Source organism: Thermodesulfobacterium geofontis OPF15 (genome assembly GCF_000215975.1).
GTDB classification, from domain to species: Bacteria; Desulfobacterota; Thermodesulfobacteria; order Thermodesulfobacteriales; family Thermodesulfobacteriaceae; genus Thermodesulfobacterium; species Thermodesulfobacterium geofontis.
The window spans coordinates 695251-711848 of the sequence record NC_015682.1 but is presented as its reverse complement, the minus strand read 5'-3'; the positions used below and the strand labels follow the sequence as shown (position 1 = coordinate 711848).

The window sequence follows — 16598 nt, the reverse complement described above, 5'->3', positions numbered from 1 at the left end:
TTTTCTTACATCCAACTCTGGGGTCCGAGAGCTGATATTTCAGCTATATATTGAGCTATTTTTAATACTTCATCATCAGGAGTTTTTTCTTTAAACATAGAAAGCAACTCTTCATAATGTTCTTCAATAAATCTAGTTGAAAAATTTCCTTTAATAAATTCTGGATGTCTAATAATACTCAAAAGCAAAGGAGCTGTAGTTTTAATTCCTTCCACTCTCAATCCTCTACTTAATGCTCTATCCATAACTCTTATTGCTTCGTTTCTATCTGCTCCTGCGGACATGACAAGCATTATAAGAGAATCATAATAAGGTGGAACTTCTGCTCCCTCATAAACTCCAGAAGATACTCTTATGCCTGGTCCTTGTGGAATTTCAAGTCTGGTAATAGTTCCAAAGGAAGGATTAAAATTTTTGGGGTCTTCTGCATTAATTCTTACTTCAATAGCATGTCTGTTAGGAACGATATCTTCCTGAGAAAAAGGAAGTCTTTTACCCTCTGCAATATCAAACATAAGACCTACTATATCAAGTCCTGTTGCAAGTTCTGTTATTCCATGTTCTACTTGAAGTCTTGTGTTAACCTCTAAAAAGTAAAATTTTTTAGTTTTAGGATCAAACAAAAATTCTACTGTTCCGACAGAGGAATAGCCAATTTCTCTCATAAACCTTATAGCAGTAAAGCATATTTCTTGTCTTAAATCATCATTAATGCTTGGAGAGGGAGCCTCTTCTAAGATTTTTTGATTCCTTCTCTGAATAGTACATTCTCTTTCGTAAAGATGAACTATTTTTCCATATTTATCTCCACATATTTGAACTTCAATATGTCTTCCTCCTTGAATATATTTTTCTACAAAAACGGTATCGTCTCCGAAAGCTTTTTTGGCTTCAGATTTAGCCTTTTCAAGAGATAAAGGAAGTGCCTCTTTTCTATCAACCCTTACCATTCCTTTCCCACCACCACCTGCGGCTGCTTTAATCATTATAGGAAATTCAATTTCTTCTTCCTCCATCCATTTAAGAATATCTTCTACTGTATTTACTTTCAATAATGCTGGAATTGTTGGAATATTAGCTCTTTGAGCAATTTTTTTTGCTCTTATTTTATCTCCCATTAAACGAATTACCTCTGCAGGAGGTCCCACCCAAATAAGACCAGCTGACTCAACCATTTCTGCAAAATCTGGATTTTCTGCTAAAAAACCCCATCCTGGATGAATAGCATCACAACCTCTTTCTAAAGCTGCTTTAATAATTTTTTCCATATTTAGATAAGATTCCTGAGGAGGACCCTCTCCAATATGAACTGCTTCATCTGCTAAAAATACATGGTAGGAAAGTCTATCAGGTGTGCTATAAATAGCAACTGTTTTTATTCTTTTATCTCTACAAGTATTCATAATTCTTACGGCTGGAACCCCTCTATTAGCAATAAGAACTTTTTTAATTTTCCTCATTTTTCCCTCCTGCTATTTCAATAATTTTAAGTTCGCACTTTTTAAACTATAACATGCCATTTTTATTCTTAAAGAACCTTTATTCTTAAAGAATTTAAAGTAACATTTATAGAACTAAAAATCATAGCTATCTCAGCTATGAGCGGGTTTAAAAATCCCATCATAGCAATGGGTATAGCTATTAAATTATAAAAAAATGCCCAAAATAAATTTTGTTTTATTATAGAGAAGGTTTTTTGAGAAAGAATAACCATATCAACCACTTTTGAAATCCCTCCTTTAATAATTATTATATCTGCACTTTCTATAGCAAGATCTGTTCCTGAACCTATAGCTATCCCTATATCTGCTCCTTTTAAAGCTGGCGCATCATTTATTCCATCACCTATGAAAGCTACTTTATTCTCTAAACCTTGATATTTTCTAACTATATTAAGCTTTTCATCAGGTTTTATGCGAGCAAAGACTTCCTCTATACCAAGTTTTTTGGCAACAAAATTTGCAGTTTCATAATTGTCTCCTGTTACCATAACTATTTTTATTCCCAGAAATTTTAATTTTTGAATAGCTTTATAAGAATCTTCTCTTATAGGGTCTTCTATAGCTAAATAACCTAAAATCTTATTATTTTCTCTTACTTCTATAATTATCTTTCCATCTTTTAAAAGGGATTCATAAATTTTATCATCTTTGGGTTTCCCAATGAAATATTCTTTACCTTTGTAAACCCCCTTTATCCCCTCTCCTGCAATTTCTTCTATTTTTTCTATTTCTAAATAATTTTCTGTGAGTTTACTTATTGCATTAGCTAAAGGATGATGAGAATTTTTCTCAATGCTTGCAACTATTTTAAGAAGTTCTTCACTTAAATTGTGCTCAACTACCTTTGGATTTCCTTCTGTTAATGTTCCTGTTTTGTCAGTAAGAATTACTTTAAGTTCCTTTGAGGTTTGAATAGCCTCTGCATTTTTTATCAAAAGTCCCTTTTTTCCTGCCAATCCAGTAGCTTTTATAAGTGCCATAGGGGTTGCTAATCCAAGTGCACAAGGACACGCAATAATTAAAGTAGAAATAAAAACAAAAACAGAAAAGGATAAGGAATTATGAGTTAAGATTATCCATGGTAAAAAATTTTTAATTTTTTCTAAATAAGGATAAAGTTTATAAAAATTAAAATACCAAAAGGTTGCAGACAAAATAGATAAAATTATCACTAAAGGCACAAATATATTAGTAATTTTATCTGCAAAAGCTTGGATAGGAACTTTTGTCCCCTGAGCTTCCAAAATTAATTTGATCATTTTTGAAAGATAAGTATCTTCTCCTACCTGAGTAATTTTTATCTTTAAAGGTCCTGATAAATTAAAAGCCCCACCTATAACTTCATCTCCTTTTTTCTTTAAAACAGGAATAGGTTCTCCAGTAATTGTGGATTCATCTATAAGAGATTTACCCTCAATTATAATTCCATCAATAGGAATTTTTTCTCCAGGTTTAACTACCGCTATAGAATCCTTTTTAACTGCCTTAATAGGAACATATATTTCACTTTCCCCCTCTAAAATCCTTACTTCTTTGGCTTGTAATTTTAGAAGATCCTTTAATTCTTTAGCAGCTCTATCCCGAATGTAGGTTTCAATAAACCTTCCTGTAACATGAAATGCCATTATCATGGCACCTAAAGCACCAAAAGACATTATAGGAAATCTTAGGATCTCTAAAATTGAAGTTAGCCAAGATACAAAAGCTCCTATAGACACAAGAACATCCATATTGGAATGTTTATGACTAAGAGCTATGTAAGCACTTCTTAAAGTACTTTTCCCTGCATAAAAAATAACTGCACCACCTAAAAAAGCCTCTAAAAAGGAAAAGTAAGGAATTTTATGATGAGAAAACATATGTAAACTCATTAAAATGATTAAAGGACCCGTAAAAAACCAAGCAATGATTAAGTTCTTTTTATTTTGTGAATACCGCTTTTTTTCTATATCCTCTAATTTCTCTTCTGAAACTCCATAACCTGCAGACTTAACAGCTTCTTCAATCTCCTTAAAAGTAATTTCTCTTTCTGAAATTATAAATCCAGTTGAGGTAGCTAAATTTACCGAAGCAAACTTAACCCCCTCAATACTTTTTAAAGCTTTTTCTACTCTTCGAACACAATTTATACAGGTTAACCCTGTTACTATAAAAGATCTTTTATATTCTTTATTTTCCATATAAGCTCCTTAACTATTCTTTAATTCCATATCCTTCCCTTTCCAAAACCTCCTTTATAAGACTAAGGGGTATTTCTTTTTCACTAATTATGTATCCCTTTGCTGAATATAAATCTACAGATACCTCCTTTACCCCTTCAATTTTTGATAAAGCTTCTTTTACTCTTTTTACACAATGCTCACAACTCATCCCTGTTATTTTAATCTCTATCTTATAAGACATAAACCCTCCTTTCGCACTTCGTAAGTGCGATAATTTTATTTTTTATAAAAACTGTAAATACCAAGAATTCTGTCTATAAAAATAGAGGCTGCAGAGCGAACCGAAAGGTGATTATAAGGATCAAGTCTTCCCCAAATAGGCTCTAAAAAGTAATCACATCTATCAAGCACCTCATCACAAAGACCCCAAGCTGTTCCTAAAACCAACACCACAGGTTTTTCCCATAAAATCTTTCTTACCTCTTCACAGCTTATATACTTTCTTTTAGGAGAGGCATCTGTCCCTAAAAGTACCGGTTTTTCACCTTCTATTTTTTCTACTTCTGAAATAGCTGAATCTAAAGTTTCAAATAATTTTATAAGCTCTATAGCTGATTTTCTTAAAGGATTATATTGAGCTCCCTTTTTATTTAACCAATATTCAATTAATTCTTCTGCCAATTTTCTTTGATCTTCTAAGGGCTGAATAATAAAAACACCTTTTACCCCGTAAGTCCTTGCAAGTCTTGATAAGTCGTGAAGGTCAAGATTAGTTATAGCTGAAGCTATTTTTTCTCCCTTTTTATTAAAAACTGGATAATGAACTAAAAAAATATAAAGGCGTTGAGATTTTAATAGTTCTGCTAAAAATTTTCTATCTTCCTCTGTAAGTTCTACTGATTTAAATAAATAGGGTTTTCTTTTAAGGGTTATCTCTAAGGAGAGCTTTCTTCTATATTTTTCTATTTCAGCATGATTTCCACTTAAAAGAATTTCTGGAACTTCATATCCCATAAAATTTCTTGGGCGAGTATAACAGGGATATTTTAAAAGCCCAGTTGAAAAAGATTCTTTTTCAACTGAATCTTTTTTGCCAACAACTCCAGGAATAAGTCTTGCTAAAGTTTCTATGAGAACCAAACTTGCTACTTCTCCTCCAAAAACTACATAATCACCTATAGAAATCTCTTCATCAATAAAATTAGCCCTTATCCTTTCATCAATTCCCTCATATCTTCCACATATAAGAACAAGATGTTCCTTTTTAGAAAGCCTTTCAGCTATTTTTTGGTTTAAAACTTCTCCTTGTGGAGAAAGATATATTATCCAAGCTGAGGGGTCTAAATTTTTAATATGAGAAATTGCTTTATAAAGAGGCTCAGGTTTAAAAACCATCCCCTCTCCACCGCCAAATGGTGCGTCATCAACTACCTTATGTTTATCTTCGGTAAAGTCCCGAAGGTTATATAGATTTATTTTTATAATCCCTTTTTTTAAAGCCTTACCAAGAAGACCAATTTTTAAAGGTGATTCAAAATATTCAGGAAAGATCGTTATTACATCTATTTGCATTGCATAAGATGCAAATGTTAAATCTTTTGACTCTCAACCAGATCTTTTATATCTTTTACTCGAATAATTTTAGAATTAAAATCCACCTCTTCTACATATTCTTTTACCAAAGGAATATAAAATTCTTCCCCCTTTTCATTTTTAACTAAGATAAGTTCATATTCTCCCATAGGCATTATCTCTTTAACTTTCCCCCAAGAAAAATTATTAATATCTTTTACTTCAAAATCAATAATTTGATAATAATAAAATTCGTCATCTTCTAAAGCCGGAAGTTCTTCAGGATCAATATAGAGTATTTTTTTTATTAATGTTTGAGCTTCTTCAAAATCTACATTTTTAAATTTAACAAGATAGATATTATAACCTGGTCCTTTCCTTATTTTCTCTATTTCTAAAGGGCTTTCTTTATTTTTATGAAGATAAAATTTTTTTATTTTGAAGAAAATTTCTGAATGAGAAAGTAAAGGAGAGATTTTTAACTCTCCTTTTAATCCGTGAGTAGTTAATACTTTAGCAACAGGTATTAGCACTATTCAATAATTTCTAACACTACCCTTTTACGAAGCTTACTTGAAGCAGCTCCAAGAATAGTTCTAATTGCCTTTGCTGTTCTTCCTTCTTTTCCAATGATCTTTCCAAGATCTTCTTTTGCTACCTTTAGTTCAATTACAGAAGTCTGCTCTCCTTCTATTTCATTAATTTGTACAGCATCTGGATTATCCACCAGTACCTTAGCAATATGCTCCACTAAGTCTTTAAGTTTACTCATTCCTGACCCCCTTTTCAGCTCTCTTGTTTAGGCTTCCTTATCCACTTTTATCCCTATCCTTTTTAAAAGGGCTCTTACTGTTTCTGTAGGCTCAGCCCCTCTTTCAAGCCATTTTTTTACTTTCTCTTCATCTACTTTAAATTCAAAAGGTTCTTTTAAAGGATCATAGTAACCTAAAATATCTAAAAATTTACCATCTCTTGGTGCACGGGAATCTGCAGCAACAACTCTGTAAAAGGGTCTTTTCTTTCTGCCAAATCTCATTAATCTAATTCTTACAGGCACTTATCTTCCCCTCCTTAAATATAATTTTAGAAGTTTTTCTATTTTAACATCTCTTTTATTTTTGGCAATCTTAAATTACATTCCTATAAGTCTTCTTATCATGCTTTGAAATCTACCAGGAGCTCTCATTTGCTTAAGCAATTTTAACATTTCTTCATAACTTCTCAAAAGTTTATTCACATCTTGTACTGTAGTACCACTTCCTTTAGCTATTCTTCTTTTTCTACTTGCATTTATAATTCTCGGATTTTTTCTTTCTTCTTTAGTCATAGAATTTATAATAGCTTCCATTTTTATAAGCTCTTTTTCATCAAATTCTATCTCATTTAATTTTCTCCCTATACCAGGTAAAAACTCAAGTAAATCTTTCACTGAACCAAGCTTTCTCATTTGTCGAAGTTGTTCCCTCAAATCTTCCAGATCAAACTCTAATTTTTTTATTTTTCTTTCTAATTCTTTAGCCTTCTTTAAATCAAAGGCTTCTTGAGCTTTTTCTATAAGAGTAAGTATATCTCCCATTCCAAGGATTCTTCCTGCAAGTCTTTCTGGATAAAATACCTCAAAGGCATCAAGTTTTTCTCCAGTTCCTAAGAATTTGATAGGACATCCTGTAACCTCTTTTATAGAAAGAGCTGCACCTCCTCTGGCATCTCCTTCTATTTTGGTAAGAATTATACCTGTTAACCCTACCCTTTCATTAAAGATTTTAGCTACATTTACCGAATCTTGTCCCATCATTGCATCAGCAACAAGTAAAACTTCTGAAGGATTAAAAGTCTTTTTCAGTTCTATAAGCTCTTGCATTAAATCTTCATCAATATGAAGTCTTCCTGCAGTATCAATAATAACAATGTCTCTTCCATTTTCTTTAGCCATTTCTATAGCATTTTTAACTATCTCTAAAGGTTTTTCGTTAGACTTTGGTTCATAAAAGGGGACTTCAACTTTTTGAGCAAGAATTTTCAATTGCTCAATTGCTGCAGGACGATAAATATCGGCAGAAACGAGTAAAGGATGATGACCCTTCTTTTTTAAAAATTTTGCAAGTTTAGCTGCAGTTGTAGTTTTACCAGAACCTTGAAGTCCAGCTAAAAGGATTTTAGCTGGTTTGGCACCTCCAAGATCTAATCCTTTTGCTTCTCCTCCTAAAGTTTTTACAAGCTCTTCATAGACTATTTTTATTATTTGCTGAAAAGGAGTTAAGCTTTCAATTACCTCAGAAGAAAGAGCTCTATTTTCAACACGGCTTATAAAATCTTTAACTACTTTATAATTTACATCTGCTTCTAATAAAGCTAAACGAACCTCTCTTAATCCTTTTTTTATATCATCAGAATCAAGTTTCCCTTTTTCTCTAAATTTTTTAAAAACTGACTCTAATCTATCACTTAAACTTTCAAACATAGCTTTTGAAAAGTTAAACCATTTTTTTATTTTTTACAAGTATTTTTAAAAATCTGCCAAATTAAAAATCTTTATAGCTCTAAGTAAAATTTAATAAAAAAACAAAAAATTATAAATAGCTCAAAAATAACTTAAAATAAAATTTTAAAAAATTATAATTAATCCGATTATTTGCCAAAATTAATTTTTGACATATTTTAAAAATCTGATACAATATTTTGTAGCAAAAATTTAAAAGTACCACAAAATATTGTATTAAAATGGAGGTAATATGGAGCCATTAGTTAGAAAAAGAAGTGGTAAGGTGGTTCCCTTTTCAAGGTTTAGAATTATCAATGCTATTTATAAAGCTATGAAGGCTACCAATATAGGCACTAAAGCTGATGCTGAAAGAGTTGCTGATGCTGTGGCTCTTTATCTTTATAGGCAATATTTTAAGAAGGGAGACATTCCTCATGTAGAAACCATTCAAGATGTAGTTGAAAAAACTTTAATGGAAATGGGTTTTCATGAAGTTGCTAAAGCCTATATCCTTTATCGTGAAAAAAGGCGTCAAGCAAGAGAAATTGGAAAGGCTTTAGTTGATGGAACAAATTTAATTGAAGAATATTTGGGTGAAGAAGATTGGAGAGTAAAAGAAAATTCTAACATGGGATTCAGTCTTCAAGGACTAAACTTTCATGTGTCTTCTTCTATTATTGCTCGTTATTGGTTAGAAAAACTTTATCCAGAAGAGGTTGCAAGGGCTCATAAAGAAGGAGATTTTCATATACATGATCTTGGAATTCTTGGAGCTTACTGCTGTGGATGGGATCTTTATGATTTGTTACTAAAAGGTTTTGGTGGGGTTTCTGGAAAGGTAGAAAGCAAACCCCCTAAACATTTTAGGGCAGCATTAGGTCAAATAGTAAATTTTATGTATACATTACAAGGTGAATGTTATAGCGAAGACACCCAAGTTCTTACTGAAAATGGTTGGAAATATTTTTATGAAGTAAAACCAGGTGAGAAGGTTTTTACTTTAAATCCAGAGACTAATGAAATTGAGCTTCAAGAACCTTATAGGTTTTACGAGTATGATTTTGACGGTGAGCTTTATCATTTTAAAGGAGATGAGGTTGATCTTTTGGTTACTCCAGGGCATCGAATGCTTGTTAAAGAAAAAGGTGAAAATTCATTTAAATTTGTTTCTGCTCAGAATTTTGATTATAGAAACCATTTTCTTCCTATATGGAAAGATAAATTTACTAAAGTTTCTTCAAACCCAGGCATCAAAAAAATAAAATATTCAGGAAAGGTTTTTTGTTTAGAAGTGCCAAACCATACTCTTTATGTAAGAAGAAATGGAAAAGCTTTGTGGTGTGGAAATTGCGCAGGTGCACAAGCTTTTTCTAACTTTGACACACTTTTAGCTCCATTTGTAAGATATGACAAGTTGAGTTATGAGGATGTAAAACAATGTATGCAAGAGTTTTTGTTCAATATGAATGTGCCAACAAGAACAGGATTTCAAGTGCCTTTTACCAATCTTACTTTTGATTTAAAGCCTTCAAAACTTTTTGCAAATACTAATGTAATCTTAGGAGGGAAACCTAAGGATGAAGTATATGAAGAATTTCATAAAGAGATGTCTATGATAAATAGAGCTTTTTGCGAACTGATGATGGAAGGAGATGCTAAGGGAAGAATTTTTACCTTCCCCATACCTACTTATAACATAACGAAAGATTTTGATTGGGATAATCCGGAGTATGAGCCTCTCTGGGAGATGACAAGAAAGTACGGAATACCTTATTTTGCAAATTTTGTCAATTCAGATATGGATCCAGAAGATGCAAGGAGTATGTGTTTGGAAGCAAACGAAGAAATTTTAATTAGAAATTCAAAGAAAATAAAAAGACTTTCAATTAAAGAAGTGGCTGAAAATTACAAAAACGGTGAATTTGATGAAGAGGGATGGGCAGAATGCAAAAAAGAAGGAAATTTGGAAGTTTTATCTTTAAATCCCCAAACTTTAAAATTAGAATGGGTTCCAGTAAAAAGATTTTTAAAAATTAAAGATGACAAAGCTGTGGAAGTTATTACAGAAGATGGAAAATTTTCTCTCTTTTCTTTTAAGCATCCTGTTCCAGTTTATACACCAGAAGGAATCAAAATGAAATTTGCAAAAGATCTTCAAAAAGGAGACTATCTTTTAACCCTTAAACGAGCAGATGAAAGTATTTTCTCCAAGGAGTATCAAAAAATTGAGGATCTTGTGTTGGATGAGGATTTAGCTAAAATCTTAGGCTATTTTGTAGTAGACGGGAATTATTTATTCGAAAGTAGAAAAGGATCTACTCATTTTGGCGAACCAAGAGGGATGCAATTTACTTTCAAAACTGGAGACCAGAAAAATTTAGAAGAGATTAAATGTTTGATTAGAAAAGTGTTTAATCTCCCTACTTATAAGAAGCAGGATCCACGATATAATACTTACTACCTCTATGTGTATAATGCCGAAATAGCAAGAAAGCTTTACAGAGCAGGTTTCAGGAAATATGGAAGATTGCCTCAAATTTTATTTAATAGTCCGAAAAGTGTCATTGAAAGTTTTCTTGAGTTCTATTTCAGAGGTGATGGCTACGAAAGAAGGAAAGAAATTCATTTGAACGATTTAGAATTGTCTCGAGATTTAGTTTTGCTTTTTTCTCTTATTGGAAAACCAGTGACTTATAAAGTAGAAGAGAAAAGCCAAGGAATTTATCTACAACATTCAAAAGCAGAAGTGAAAGAAAAATATAATGCCCATACTGAGGAAAGCTTAAAGATTAAAAATAGTGATATCTATTTAGTGAGAGTAGAAGAAATAAAAATTCGAAAGTATGAAGAATTAAAAGAATTTTATGACATTGAACTTGAAAGAAATCATCTTTTTGTTCATTCTTTAGGACAAATTTCATTCAATTGTTGTAGGCTTCGTCTGGATCAAAGAGAATTAAGAAAAAGAGGTGGTGGATTGTTCGGAGCAGCACCCCTTACAGGTTCAATAGGTGTGGTTACCATTAATCTTCCAAGGATTGGTTATCTTTCTACTTGTGAGGAAGAATTCTTTGAAAGATTGGAATCTTTAATGAATTTAGCTAAAATTTCTTTAGAAATTAAAAGAAAAGTAATAGAAGATTTTACTGAGAAGGGGCTCTATCCTTACTCAAAATTTTATTTAGAAAGTGTTAAACAAGCAAGAGGACAATACTGGGCAAACCATTTTTCTACTATTGGAGTTGTTGGAATGAATGAAATGTGTCTTAACTTTTTAGGTAAACCAATCTATGATGAGAGTGCAAAACAGTTTGCTATAAAGGTATTAAAATTTATGAGAGATAAACTTGCAGATTTTCAACAAGAAACAGGAAATCTTTATAACCTTGAAGCGACGCCAGCTGAGGGAGCAAGCTTCAGACTTGCTAAAATAGATAAGAAGAAGTTTCCCAGAATAAAAACAGCTGGCACTGATTCTGCTCCCTATTATACTAATTCTTGTCATTTACCTGTAAATTATACGGATGATATATTTGAAATTCTTACCCATCAAGACGATTTGCAGATTCTTTTCACAGGTGGCACAGTAGTTCATCTTTTTGTGGGAGAGGAAATAGCAGATAGAAAAATTGTGAAAGATTTGGTAAGAACTATAGTTGAAAATTTTAGACTACCCTATTTCTCAATCACACCTACCTTTTCTGTATGCCCTATCCATGGATATCTTCCTGGAAAACACGAATTTTGTCCTTATCCTCATAAGGATGAAGAAATAGAAAAGTTTGGAATTGAGATAGAAGTTCCGCTCTCTTTATTAACTAAATTGCCAGAAAAAGCCTATAAAAAAATTTCTTAAAAATGGAGGAGGGTTAAAAAATGGAAAAAATAAAAGAGGAAACTAAAAAAATTAAGGCTATTCCCTGTGAAATTTATTCAAGAGTAGTTGGATATTTTAGACCTATTCAAAACTGGAATTTAGGAAAACAGCAAGAATTTAAAGAAAGAAAAACAGTAAAAATTGATAGTTATTTGAAAATAAAAGCTGGTTCAAAAATTTAATCTTAGATGCACTTAGGATGGAAAAGGAAAAAAGAAAAAAGAAAAAGCTTGCTCCTGGTATTTGTGATTTTTGTGGAGAGGAAAGTCCACTCTGTTATATATGCACTCATTGTGAATTTACGATATGTCAAAGATGTTTTATAGAACATCAAAAACTTTTTACCAGAACAGGAGTTACTTGGGTTTGTCCAAATTGCTTAAATTGGGAAACTCTATGATTTTATATCTTAAACTCAGCTAAAACTGGGGCGTGGTCAGAAGGCTTTTTCCAACTCCTTGGAATTTTTTCTACCCATACATTTTCTAATTTATCAATTAAAACTGATGTGATTAAAATATGATCAAGTCTCATTCCTTGATTTTTATTAAAAGCTGAAAATTGATAATCCCACCAGGTAAAAATCCCGCTTTTTTCCGGATATTTCAATCTTAAAGCATCTACTAATCCGAATCCAAGAAGTGCTTTGAAAGCTTTTCTTTCTCTCTCTGTAAAACAGATACTTTCTCTTAATATCTCTGGGTCATATACATCTATTTCTTCTGGTGCTACATTAAAATCTCCCATAATAATAAGAGGATGATCTACAGAAAAATTTGCTTCTAAAAATTCTCTAAATTTCCACAAAAATTGAAGCTTATAAAAGTAGTAATCGGAATTAACAGGGCTTCCATTAGGTATATAAACAGAAAATACCCAATATTCTTTTATATTTGGAGATGAAAATTTCACCCCAATTATTCTTTCTTTAACATCTGGAAATTGATCTTCTTCTTTTAATCCCTTAAATCCTATTATAATTTCTTCAGCCTTAAATTTAGAAAGTATTGCTACTCCATTTCTTCCTTTTCCTCCCTGATGATAAACTTCATATCCTAATTTTTTAAAAATAAAAGTAGGAAATTCTTCTGTTTTTACCTTTGTTTCTTGAAGGGCTAAAATATCAATAGATCTTTCTGAGAGTAATTTTTCAACTTGTTCTTTTCTTATTTTGATTGAGTTTATATTCCAAGTACCAACAAGCATAAATATTTTTAACTCTTCTTTCTTTTAGCACCTTTCTTAGGTGTATCTTCTTTAGCTTCCTCTTTAACCATACTTCCTTCAGCTCCACACTGAGGACATTTTTTGGGTTTACATCTACTTTCTTTTGTTGCTCCACAGGAATTACATTTCCAAACTGCCATTTTTAACCTCCTCCTGAAAATTTTATTATTTTCTAAAAAATTTAAAGTAATATTATTTCTTTATCTTGTCAAGAGAGTTTTATATTTAAGCTGTTTTAGCTACTTTTAGGATGAAGGGGATAGATAAAGCTTGAAAAGTGACTGAAAAAGCAACTAAAGCTAAGATAGAAAAATCATAAAGAAAACCTAAGAGAAAGCTTCCTACAAACCAAAAAAGTCCAAAAAAAGTATTAAAAATACCGTAGCCAACGCCTCTTTTTTCTATAGGCACAAGCTGAGCAATAACAGCTCTCATAATAGACTCTTGAGCTCCAAGCCCTATACCCCACAAAATCATCCCTAAGAAAATTAAAATAATTCCTCCTAAAAAAGTTAGTGGAATAGCACCCAAGGAAAGAATAATAGCAAGAATTACCGCTTTAAGCCCTATTCTGTCAAAAAGAAGACCTAAGAAAATTGCTGAGAAAGCATCAACTCCCATAGCTAAGGCATAAAGAATTGGAATCCAATCTTTGGAAAGAATAGAAGTCTTTTCTAAATGATATCCTATAAGAGGGAAATCTACAAAACCTGCTCCTACAAGGCACATTCCTAAAAGATACCACCAAAAGGATTTAGAAAACCCTTTAGTTTCTAACTCTAAGAAACCTTTTTCAAACTTTTGAGGAGCTGGATAAATTATTCTGGCAAAAGTAAGAAGTGAAAGGGCTATAAGAGCAGGAATTAATAAAACTAAAAAAGCAGGTTTATATCCCATTTTTAGATAAAAAACTAAAGCAACGATTAGAGGACCTACAAAAGCACCTATTTGGTCCATAGCCTCATGTATTCCAAAACCTAATCCTCTTCCCATTTTAAAAGTAGCATAGGAAAGAAGCGTATCCCTTGCAGGAGTTCTTAAAGCTTTTCCAGTTCTTTCTAAAATAATTAATAGCACAGCAAGTCCCCATGAGTTAACCAAAGCAAGCGCAGGAACTGAAAGAAGATTTAAAGCATATCCTATAAACATCAAACCCCAATACTTCTTAGTTTTATCTGCAAGCCAGCCAGAAAAAAGTCTTAGACCATAACCTATAAATTCTCCAAAACCTGAAGCAAATCCAACTACTGCAGCCCCTGCACCTAAGTAAAAAAGATAAGGACCAGTAATACTTCTTGCTCCTTCATAGGTCATATCAGAAAAAAGACTAACAAGACCAAGTAAAATTACGAAATAAAGAGGAGATTTGTAAGTCATTTTATTTTTTATATTATAAAAGTTGCGTCTCCATAAGAATAAAATCGATATTTTCTTTTAATAGCTTCTTCATAGGCTTTAAAAATTAAGGATCTTCCAGCAAAAGCACAAACTAAAAGAAGAAGAGAAGATTTAGGGAGATGAAAATTGGTAATCATCGCTGAAACTACTTGAAAATTAAACCCTGGATAAATATAAAGATCACAAAAACCTTTATAAGGAATAAATCCTTTTCTTGCAATAAACTCAAGGGTTCTCACTACTGTTGTTCCTACTGCAATAATTCTTCTTTTTTCGGCTTGAGCTAACTTTATTTCAGAAATAACCTCTTCATCTACTTCAACATATTCAGGCTCTATTTTATGTTTTCTTATATCTTTTACCTTAATAGGAGCAAATGTTCCATAACCTATATGAAGAGTAATATATTTTATAATAACACCTTTTTCCTTTAACTTAGTAAGTAAAATTTCATCAAAATGGAATCCAGCAGTTGGTGCTGCAATAGAGCCCTCTTTTTCAGCATATACAGTTTGATATCTTTCTAAATCTATATCTTCTGGCTCCCTTTTTATGTATGGTGGCAAAGGTGCTTTCCCATATTTATAAATAAGCTCTTCAAGCTTATATTCTTTACTTTTAAGCTCTACTAAAAATTTACCTCCTTCATATTTTTCCAATACTTTAATTTTTATAGCATCATTTACTTTAAATTCTTGCCCTTTTTTAATTCTTTTTCCCTTTATCAAAGCTGAGGTTGTAAAGATAAAACCCTCTGGTTTTTGAAACAAAAGTAATTCTACTTCTCCACCTGTTGCTTTTTTTCCTTTAATCCTTGCAGGAAAAACTTTTGTATTATTTAAAATCAAAAGGTCTCCTTCTTTTAAGTAATTTTCTATTTCTGAAAATTTTTCGTGAAAATAAAATTCTTCTTTTTTTCTATCAATTACTAAAAGTTTCGATTCGGTGCGCTCTTTGGGAGGATAATAAGCAATAAGATCTTCTGGGAGTTTATAATTATAGGTTTCTATATCAAATTCCTTGGGAATAAGAACCATGAATTAAAGATATCTTGCAGGAATGGATTCAAGAGCCAAAAGATCTTCTATAGTTTCTCTTCTTCTTATTATATAATAGGTATCACCATCTACTAAAACTTCAGGAACGCGGGGTCTTGAATTATAGTTTGAACTCATAACAAATCCATAAGCTCCAGCACTCATTATAGCAAGAAAATCTCCTCTTTGAAGCTTAGGAAGTTTCCTATCTTTAGCAAAAAAGTCACTATTTTCACAAATAGGACCAACCACATCAACTACTTCATATTCTGAATTTTTCTCCTCAACAGGAACAATTTTATGATAGGCTTGATAAAAAGCTGGTCTTATTAAATCGTTCATTCCTGCATCAACTATAACAAATTTTTTTAGTGTGTTCTCCTTAGTATAAAGCACCTTGGTAACCAAAATCCCTGCATTACCAACTATCACTCTCCCAGGTTCTAAAATTATAGTAGCTTTTAAATCTTTTCCTTCTTTTATAATAGCGTCTGCATATTCTTGAGGTAAGGGTGGTTCTTCATCATCATAAATTATTCCTAAACCACCTCCAATATCTAAATATTTAAGCTCAAAACCAAGATCTATCAGAGCTTCCCAGATTTTTTTTAATCTATTTAGTGCCTCTACAAAAGGAGCCAGAGAGGTTATTTGAGAACCGATGTGAGCATCAATTCCTACTGGTTGAAGATATGGATTCTTCTTTGCTTTTTTATAAGCAGAAATTGCAAATTCTTCAGGTATCCCAAATTTGCTTTTTTTAAGCCCTGTAGAAATATAAGGATGAGTTTGGGGATCCACATCAGGATTTATTCTTAAAGCAAAAGGAGCTTTTTTATTAAGTTTTTTTGCAATTTCTCCCAAAACTTCAAGTTCTTCTAAACTTTCCACATTAAACATTAAAATATCAACTGAAAGAGCAAATTCTATTTCTTCTGGTGTTTTCCCTACTCCAGAAAAAACGATTTTTTTAGGTGGAACTCCTGCCTTCAAGGCTCTTTTTAATTCCCCTGCAGAAACAACATCTGCTCCACTTCCAAGTTGCCTTAAAAGAGAAATTATAGCTATATTTGAATTAGCCTTGACAGAATAACAAATTAAATGCTCTACCTCTGAAAAAGATTCTTCAAAAACTTTATAATGTCTTCTTATAGTTTTAGCTGAGTAAATATAAACTGGAGTTCCTACTTCCTCTATAATTTTCTTAACAGGAACTTCTTCACAGTAAAGCTCTCCATTTTTGTAGCCAAAGTAATGCATATTTTCCCTCTTTTCTTTTTATAGCCCTTTATAATACTTTAAGCCTTTTCTTTGTCAAGAAAGATATAAAATTAAGCTTTC

General features: G+C 31.8%; 15 protein-coding genes and 2 pseudogenes. 4 read left to right on the top strand and 13 right to left on the bottom strand.

Annotated elements, in window-relative coordinates; genetic code table 11:
• Positions 1-5: 5 nt before the first annotated feature.
• From TOPB45_RS03700 to ffh, 8 genes are all read right to left on the bottom strand, one after another.
• Positions 6-1460, bottom strand: coding sequence for an acetyl-CoA carboxylase biotin carboxylase subunit (locus TOPB45_RS03700; RefSeq protein WP_013909514.1), 1455 nt, complete (start codon positions 1458-1460; stop codon positions 6-8).
• Positions 1461-1528: 68 nt separating this feature from the next.
• Positions 1529-3682, bottom strand: coding sequence for a heavy metal translocating P-type ATPase (locus tag TOPB45_RS03695; protein ID WP_013909513.1), 2154 nt, complete (start codon positions 3680-3682; stop codon positions 1529-1531).
• A 13-nt stretch (positions 3683-3695) separates the two neighbouring features.
• The gene (locus tag TOPB45_RS03690) at positions 3696-3905 is read right to left on the bottom strand and encodes a heavy-metal-associated domain-containing protein (protein ID WP_013909512.1); all 210 of its coding nucleotides are present in this window, start codon (positions 3903-3905) and stop codon (positions 3696-3698) included.
• A gap of 35 nt (positions 3906-3940) precedes the next feature.
• A complete protein-coding gene (trmD, locus tag TOPB45_RS03685) occupies positions 3941-5236 on the bottom strand; it encodes a tRNA (guanosine(37)-N1)-methyltransferase TrmD (protein WP_013909511.1) in 1296 nt (431 codons plus the stop codon).
• A gap of 17 nt (positions 5237-5253) precedes the next feature.
• Entirely contained in the window at positions 5254-5769 is a 516-nt protein-coding gene (gene rimM / locus TOPB45_RS03680; protein ID WP_013909510.1) for a ribosome maturation factor RimM, read from the bottom strand.
• The gene (locus TOPB45_RS03675; RefSeq protein WP_013909509.1) at positions 5769-6008 is read right to left on the bottom strand and encodes a KH domain-containing protein; all 240 of its coding nucleotides are present in this window, start codon (positions 6006-6008) and stop codon (positions 5769-5771) included. The genes rimM and TOPB45_RS03675 overlap by 1 nt, the downstream gene beginning before the upstream one ends.
• Positions 6009-6035: 27 nt before the next feature.
• Entirely contained in the window at positions 6036-6293 is a 258-nt protein-coding gene (gene rpsP / locus TOPB45_RS03670; protein ID WP_013909508.1) for a 30S ribosomal protein S16, read from the bottom strand.
• 75 nt (positions 6294-6368) lie between these two features.
• Entirely contained in the window at positions 6369-7697 is a 1329-nt protein-coding gene (ffh, locus tag TOPB45_RS03665; RefSeq protein WP_013909507.1) for a signal recognition particle protein, read from the bottom strand.
• 271 nt (positions 7698-7968) lie between these two features.
• Here ffh and TOPB45_RS09280 point away from each other — a divergent pair.
• From TOPB45_RS09280 to TOPB45_RS03650, 4 genes and pseudogenes are all read left to right on the top strand, one after another.
• A pseudogene (locus TOPB45_RS09280) lies at positions 7969-8190 on the top strand (ATP cone domain-containing protein); the annotation flags it as partial.
• Positions 8191-8217: 27 nt separating this feature from the next.
• Positions 8218-11574: pseudogene (gene nrdD / locus TOPB45_RS09090) on the top strand (anaerobic ribonucleoside-triphosphate reductase); the annotation flags it as partial.
• 20 nt (positions 11575-11594) lie between these two features.
• Positions 11595-11777 carry an anaerobic ribonucleoside-triphosphate reductase gene (gene nrdD, locus TOPB45_RS03655; RefSeq protein WP_013909505.1) on the top strand — a complete coding sequence of 61 codons (183 nt, stop codon included), beginning with the start codon at positions 11595-11597 and terminating at the stop codon, positions 11775-11777.
• A gap of 17 nt (positions 11778-11794) precedes the next feature.
• On the top strand, positions 11795-11995 hold the full coding sequence (locus tag TOPB45_RS03650; protein ID WP_013909504.1) for a hypothetical protein: 201 nt from the start codon (positions 11795-11797) through the stop codon (positions 11993-11995).
• 2 nt (positions 11996-11997) lie between these two features.
• Here the strand turns inward: TOPB45_RS03650 and xth are convergent, their stop codons facing one another.
• The 5 genes from xth to lysA all read right to left on the bottom strand — a co-directional run bounded on the left by xth (position 11998) and on the right by lysA (position 16517).
• The gene (xth, locus tag TOPB45_RS03645; protein WP_013909503.1) at positions 11998-12801 is read right to left on the bottom strand and encodes an exodeoxyribonuclease III; all 804 of its coding nucleotides are present in this window, start codon (positions 12799-12801) and stop codon (positions 11998-12000) included.
• An 8-nt stretch (positions 12802-12809) separates the two neighbouring features.
• Entirely contained in the window at positions 12810-12962 is a 153-nt protein-coding gene (locus TOPB45_RS08955) for an RCKP-type rubredoxin-like domain-containing protein (protein ID WP_013909502.1), read from the bottom strand.
• Between the two features lie 85 nt (positions 12963-13047).
• Complete coding sequence (locus TOPB45_RS03640; RefSeq protein ID WP_013909501.1) at positions 13048-14199, bottom strand: MFS transporter; 1152 nt, start codon at positions 14197-14199, stop codon at positions 13048-13050.
• 8 nt (positions 14200-14207) lie between these two features.
• Positions 14208-15257, bottom strand: coding sequence for a tRNA preQ1(34) S-adenosylmethionine ribosyltransferase-isomerase QueA (gene queA / locus TOPB45_RS03635; protein WP_013909500.1), 1050 nt, complete (start codon positions 15255-15257; stop codon positions 14208-14210).
• A gap of 3 nt (positions 15258-15260) precedes the next feature.
• Entirely contained in the window at positions 15261-16517 is a 1257-nt protein-coding gene (gene lysA / locus TOPB45_RS03630; protein ID WP_013909499.1) for a diaminopimelate decarboxylase, read from the bottom strand.
• Positions 16518-16598: the final 81 nt, after the last annotated feature.